Origin of the sequence: Globicatella sp. HMSC072A10, assembly GCF_001811625.1 — a bacterium.
Classification (GTDB): Bacteria; Bacillota; Bacilli; order Lactobacillales; family Aerococcaceae; genus Globicatella; species Globicatella sanguinis.
Genome location: NZ_KV805761.1, coordinates 1 through 6,042, shown reverse-complemented (window position 1 = coordinate 6,042; position 6,042 = coordinate 1). Strand labels below are relative to the sequence as shown.

Annotated in this window: 5 protein-coding genes; all 5 read left to right on the top strand. The window is 33.9% G+C overall.

The window, feature by feature from the left end; translation table 11 throughout:
* The first annotated feature begins 363 nt into the window (after positions 1 to 363).
* Entirely contained in the window at positions 364 to 630 is a 267-nt protein-coding gene (locus HMPREF2811_RS07395) for a YggT family protein (protein ID WP_066126811.1), read from the top strand.
* A gap of 21 nt (positions 631 to 651) precedes the next feature.
* Positions 652 to 1,434: a YlmH family RNA-binding protein gene (locus HMPREF2811_RS07390; protein ID WP_066126810.1), complete on the top strand. Its 783-nt coding sequence runs from the start codon at positions 652 to 654 to the stop codon at positions 1,432 to 1,434.
* Between the two features lie 143 nt (positions 1,435 to 1,577).
* Positions 1,578 to 2,387 carry a DivIVA domain-containing protein gene (locus HMPREF2811_RS07385; RefSeq protein WP_071408782.1) on the top strand — a complete coding sequence of 270 codons (810 nt, stop codon included), beginning with the start codon at positions 1,578 to 1,580 and terminating at the stop codon, positions 2,385 to 2,387.
* A gap of 248 nt (positions 2,388 to 2,635) precedes the next feature.
* Positions 2,636 to 5,419, top strand: a complete 2,784-nt coding sequence (gene ileS / locus HMPREF2811_RS07380; protein ID WP_071408781.1) for an isoleucine--tRNA ligase — start codon at positions 2,636 to 2,638, stop codon at positions 5,417 to 5,419.
* Positions 5,420 to 5,674: 255 nt separating this feature from the next.
* The coding region (locus HMPREF2811_RS07375) for a LysM peptidoglycan-binding domain-containing protein (RefSeq protein WP_141749281.1) at positions 5,675 to 6,042 on the top strand (368 nt) is incomplete at its 3' end.

Sequence of the window (6,042 nt, the reverse complement as noted above, 5' to 3'; positions counted from 1 at the left end):
TTTCAAATTTATGTTCAATCTCATTAAGACGCCGTTTGATGCCACTCAACCATTGCGCTTTGAATTAAATAGATATGCCTGAACAGAATTTAAATGGTTTTTGCCCAGCCTTATGTCCAACTTCTATAAGACGCAGATTGAGGCTGTTCAACCACTACACTTTTAAATTTCGAGCAATGACTAAACAAAATTTCAAAAGTTTATGCTCATCCTCATCTTTTAATTAATGATGAAGCGTGATTGGCAAGATATGAATGCTTTAGTATGATTGCCAGGATTTTCTTTTCTTAATCAATGATTCATTAGGTAAACAGTCATTTTTATGATAGAATAGCTTTAAGAAAATTTAAGGGGAACAGAGATATGATTTTTAATTTAGTCGTTTATTTAATGAAATTAATTGACGCTTACCAAATGGTCTTAGTTGTCTATGCATTATTAAGTTGGTTTCCAAATGCACGTGGCAGCAAAATTGAAGAGTGGGTTTCTAAATTATCAGAGCCATATTTAAATATTTTTGACCGTTTTATTCCACCCATTGGTGGTATTAGCTTTAATGTGATTATTGCTATTTTCACGCTCAACCTCGTTAAAAGAGGTATTATCGTTTTACTTAATTTGTTTTTATAATCGTTTAGAAAGAGGATTAAAGTGAATCAGGACATATATCAACATTATGGCAAAGAGGAGCAATCTTTTATTGACCAAGTTTTTGGTTGGATGCAAATAGTAGAAAATCGTTATAGTGCTTATTTAACACCTTTTTTAACACCTAGAGAAGCACTTATTGTAAAACAATTAGTAGCAAGTAATGAAAATTTAGCCGTTTATTTTAGGGGAGGATATGAAAAAGCTGAACGAAAACGAGCTCTAATTGTTCCACCTTATCATGAACTGGAAGAAGATGATTTTAATTTGAGTTTATTAAATATCAAATTTCCAGTGAAATTTGCTAATATTTCTCACGGAAAAATATTAGGTACCTTAATTGGTAGTGGAATTGATCGCGAACGCATTGGTGATATTATTACCGATGGGGAAGCGTGGCATGTAATAGTCGATGAAACGATAAAATTATATTTAATGAGTAATGTTACCAAAATTGGTAATGTTGGTGTTCACTTAGAGGAGATTGAGTGGGAACAAATTTTAGAGTCCAATGAAGCCTGGGAAACCATGACGGTGATTAGTAGTTCTTTAAGATTAGATGCGATGCTTTCGAATGTTTATAATTTTTCAAGACAAAGAGCTAAAGATCAAATTAATGCCGGTAATGTAAAAATGAATTTTATGGCGATGACTCGTTCCGACATTGAAGTAAAACTTAATGATATTGTGTCACTTAGAAAATATGGTCGTTTTTGGATACAATCGATTGATGGTGTGACCAAGAAAGATAATTATCGTTTAACAGTCAATGTGCTGATCAAATAATGAAGTCCTATTTATCGATGATAATGTTTTATTTTTAATGATTTAACAAAAGTTCTCATGAAACTCTATAAATTTCAATCGAATTAGTGTAGAATAGTAATTGTATATTTTATCGATTGAAACTTTTGAAAGGAAGTGTCAGAATGTCTTTAACACCATCTGAGATTTTACATAAAGAATTTAACACGAAATTTAGAGGTTATGATTCAGATGAAGTCAATGACTTTTTAGATATTATTGTGGTTGAATTTGAAAAATTAACCAAAAGTAATAATGAGATGACGACCAAAATCGCCGACATGGAAGATAAATTGAATTATTTCAAACAGTTACAAGATTCATTAAATAATTCGATTATGGTCGCACAAGAAGCAGCTGAACGCTTAAAACAAAACGCGCGTAAGGAAGCTGAATTAATTTTATATGAAGCAGATCGAGAAGCTGAACGCATTTTAGAAGATGCTAATAACCGATCTAAAACCATTGTAAGTGAAACTGAACATTTACATCAATATAGTTTAAACTTTAGAAATCGCCTAAAAAATATGGTTGAAGCTCAATTGTCATTATTAAATAAAGAAGACAATCAAGAATTATTTAAAGAAGCGCAAGGAGAGATTGAAACACCAATTAATCATTTACGTGATGAATTAAGTGCTCAATCTGAAGATTTATCAGTTCAAACTGAACTTGAACCAATTCAAGAAGTAGAAGCTGCTCAAGCAGTTGTGGAACCTACTGATGAATTAAAAGAAGATAAAAGAAGTCAATTAGACCAAATGGATTTTGAAATTGCTGACGAAGATGGAAAAGATATTCCAGTACAAGATGATTTTTTTGAAGCAGATCCAGTTGACGAACATCATAACTATCCGGTTGCTGGAGAAGACTCTGAACAACCAGTTGAAAGTGTTCTTGGTCGTACAATTCGTATAGATTTACCAAAAGAGTAATTGGACACAATTATTTGATTATATTATCAGCGAGTCAAGGAGGGTGTGAGCTTGACATCACTAATCACTTAATTATCCCCAATTGTTAATTATAAAAATGAACTATAAGTAGTTTTTGTCGCTTAAATAGCGTTATCATGAAAGAGTGAGTTGCAATAATTTATTGAAACTAAACTGGGTGGTACCACGTAATTTTACGTCCCTTCTATTTGAAGGGGCATTTTTTATTATAATTAAAGGAGATAACAATGAAATTAAAAGAGACATTAAATTTAGGAAAAACAAACTTTGCCATGCGTGCAAATTTACCGGTCAAAGAAGTAGCATTACAAGAAGAATGGAAAGACGCAGATATTTATAGCAAAATCCAATTGAAAAATGAAGGAAAACCGTCATATATTTTACACGATGGTCCTCCGTACGCTAACGGTAAAGTTCACATGGGGCATGCTTTAAATAAAGTAACGAAAGATTTTATTGTTCGTTATAAATCAATGAATGGTTTTAGTGCACCTTATATTCCAGGCTGGGATACACATGGGTTACCAATTGAATCAGCTTTAACTAAAAATGAAGGAATCGATCGTAAAAAATATTCGGTTGCTGACTTTAGAAGAATGTGTGAGGAATATGCTTTAAAACAAGTAGATGCTCAACGCGAAACATTTAAACGTTTAGGTGTCACAGGAGAATGGGAACACCCTTACTTAACTTTACAACCAGAATATGAAGCTGCTCAATTACGTATTTTCGGTAAAATGGCTGAAAAAGGATATATTTATAAAGGATTAAAACCGATTTATTGGTCGCCATCAAGTGAATCATCGTTAGCAGAAGCGGAAGTAGAATATCAAGATGTAACTTCACCAACAATTTATGTAGCTTTTAAAGTGAAAGATACGAAAGGCGTTGTCGATGAAAAAGCAGAATTTATTATTTGGACGACGACTCCATGGACTATTCCGGCAAACTTAGGGATTTCAGTTAAACCAGATGCTACTTATGTAGCAGTCAATGTGGCAGACCGTCAATTTATTGTCGCGAAAGAATTATTAGAAAAAGTTGCTCAAGAAATTGGTTGGGAAGATTACCAAGTGGTAGCTGAATATGGAGGGATTCAATTCGACCGTATGACGGCTCAACATCCTATGTATGACCGAGAATCATTATTAATTGTTGGAGATCATGTAACGATGGATGCTGGTACTGGATTAGTCCATACGGCACCAGGACACGGGGAAGATGACTACCAAATTGGTCAAAAATATGGATTAGAAATTTTATCACCAATTGATAATCGCGGACATTTCACGGATGAAGCACCAGGTTTAGAGGGCGTATTCTATCTTAAAGGGAATAAGCTTGTGATGGAGCAATTAGCTGAAAATGGCAGCTTATTACAACAAGATGAATTGCTTCATAGTTATCCACATGATTGGCGTACTAAAAAGCCAGTCATTTTCCGTGCGACGCCACAATGGTTTGCTTCGATTGATAAATTCCGTCAAGATTTATTAACGGCTGTTGATAATGATGTCACTTGGTATCATCCATCAGGTCAAGTTCGTATTTATAATATGTTACGTGACCGTGGCGATTGGGTCATTTCACGTCAACGTGTCTGGGGAGTTCCATTACCTATTTTCTATGCTGAAAATGGCGAAGCGATTCTTGATGGAAAAGTAATTGAACATGTGGCACAATTAGTTGCTGAAAATGGTTCTAATATCTGGTTTGAACGTGAGGCTAAAGAGTTATTACCTGAAGGCTTTACTCATCCTGGCAGTCCGAATGGTGAGTTTACGAAAGAAATGGATATTATGGATGTATGGTTTGATTCTGGAACTTCTTATGCAAGTGTCTTAGAAAGACCAGGTCAATCATTCCCAGCAGACCTATATTTAGAAGGTTCAGATCAATATCGTGGTTGGTTTAACTCAAGTTTTACTACTTCTATTGCGGTAAATGGCGTACCACCTTACAGAGCTGTATTATCACAAGGATTCGTCATGGACGGTAAGGGGCAAAAAATGAGTAAGTCATTAGGTAATGTTATTTTACCTGAAGAAGTAATGGAAACATTAGGTGCTGACATTATTCGTCTGTGGGTAGCAAGTGTGGACTATGAAAATGATGTTCGTGTTTCGCATGATATTTTAAAACAAGTATCAGAATCTTATCGTAAAATTCGTAATACGATTCGTTTTATGCTATCTAACATTGGTGACTTTAATCCAGAGACCGATCGAGTATCCGAATTACGTAAAGTAGACCAATATTTAATGGCAAAATATAATGTATTGGTTCATGATGTATTGAAAGCTTATGATGAATTTGAATTTTCAACGATTTATAAGAAAGTAATCAATTTTATTACCGTAGATTTATCTGCATTCTATCTAGACTTTGCTAAAGATGTCTTATATATTGAAGCAGCAGATGCCAGTGTACGTCGCGCAATGCAAACTGTTATCTATGACATTTTAAGTGGGTTAATTCCATTGCTTACCCCTATTTTATTACATACAATGGAAGAGGCTTGGAAAGAATTACCTGGAGCTGAAGGCTTTGTACAATTACAAGATATGCCTAAAGCAAAAGACATTACCGAAGATTTAGCAGTGATTAAAGCATGGGAGCCATTCTTTGAAATGAAAGATGCTGTTAATAAAGTTTTAGAAGAAGCGAAAAACGTTGAAGAAGACCCAATTAAAAAATCATTTGAAGCAGCTGTTACGGTTTATACGGATGAAGAAATGCGTCAAGTATTGACTAATTTAAGTGATCAATTAGATCAATTATTAATTGTTTCTAAATTAGATTTAAAAGATATTACTGAGGCAGGAGCAAGTGCCCATGAATTTGATCATTTTAAAATTTCAGTTAATCATGCACCGGGACATGTATGTGAAAGATGTCGTGCTATCCGTGAGGAAGTAGGGACAATTGCTGGAGCTGAAGAATTATGTTATCGTTGTAACGAGATTGTAACAAATCATTTTCCAGAATATTTTTCTGAAAAAGAAGCCTAGTATAAATTAAATGTATGAAACTAATTTAGATTTTACTGAGAAAGTCATCTTGATTCTAAATTATTGTTGATATAACAGTATTTTATTAAGTACCTGTGAGTGTTTTTTGAACTCTCACTAGGTACTTTTTTAATTTATGAAAAATTTTTGAAAAATTTTTGAATTCAGATTAAAGCGCTTGACTAATTTATATGAGAGTGTTATCTTTAATGTAACAAATGTGTTACAAATGTTTCAAAAAAAGGGGAGTTAACAATGAAAAATTTAAAACGTACTTTATTAGTTTCAATAGCCACTTTAGGATTTTCTGTATCACCATTAATGATTGAAGCTCAAGCAACTCAATATTCAGTAGTTGCCGGAGATACCTTATGGAAAGTTGCCAAAGCAAATGGTGTGACAGTAGCTGAATTGAAACAGTGGAATAATTTAACCAGTGATTTCTTACAAATTGGTCAAAAGTTAACTGTTTCTGCACCAGAAACACCAGAAACACCAGAAACACCAGAAACACCGACTGAACCAAGTACCGTTTATACCGTCGTAGCAGGTGATTCATTATGGAAGATTGCCAATGCAAACGGCGTAACTGTAGCGCAAATTAAGCAATGGAATAACTTAAC

Excerpts from the sequence above, each read along its gene's own strand:
- HMPREF2811_RS07395 (WP_066126811.1), top strand. The coding sequence starts at position 364 with ATGATTTTTAATTTAGTCGTTTATTTAATGAAATTAATTGACGCTTAC.
- HMPREF2811_RS07385 (WP_071408782.1), top strand. The coding sequence starts at position 1,578 with ATGTCTTTAACACCATCTGAGATTTTACATAAAGAATTTAACACGAAA.
- ileS (WP_071408781.1), top strand. The coding sequence starts at position 2,636 with ATGAAATTAAAAGAGACATTAAATTTAGGAAAAACAAACTTTGCCATG.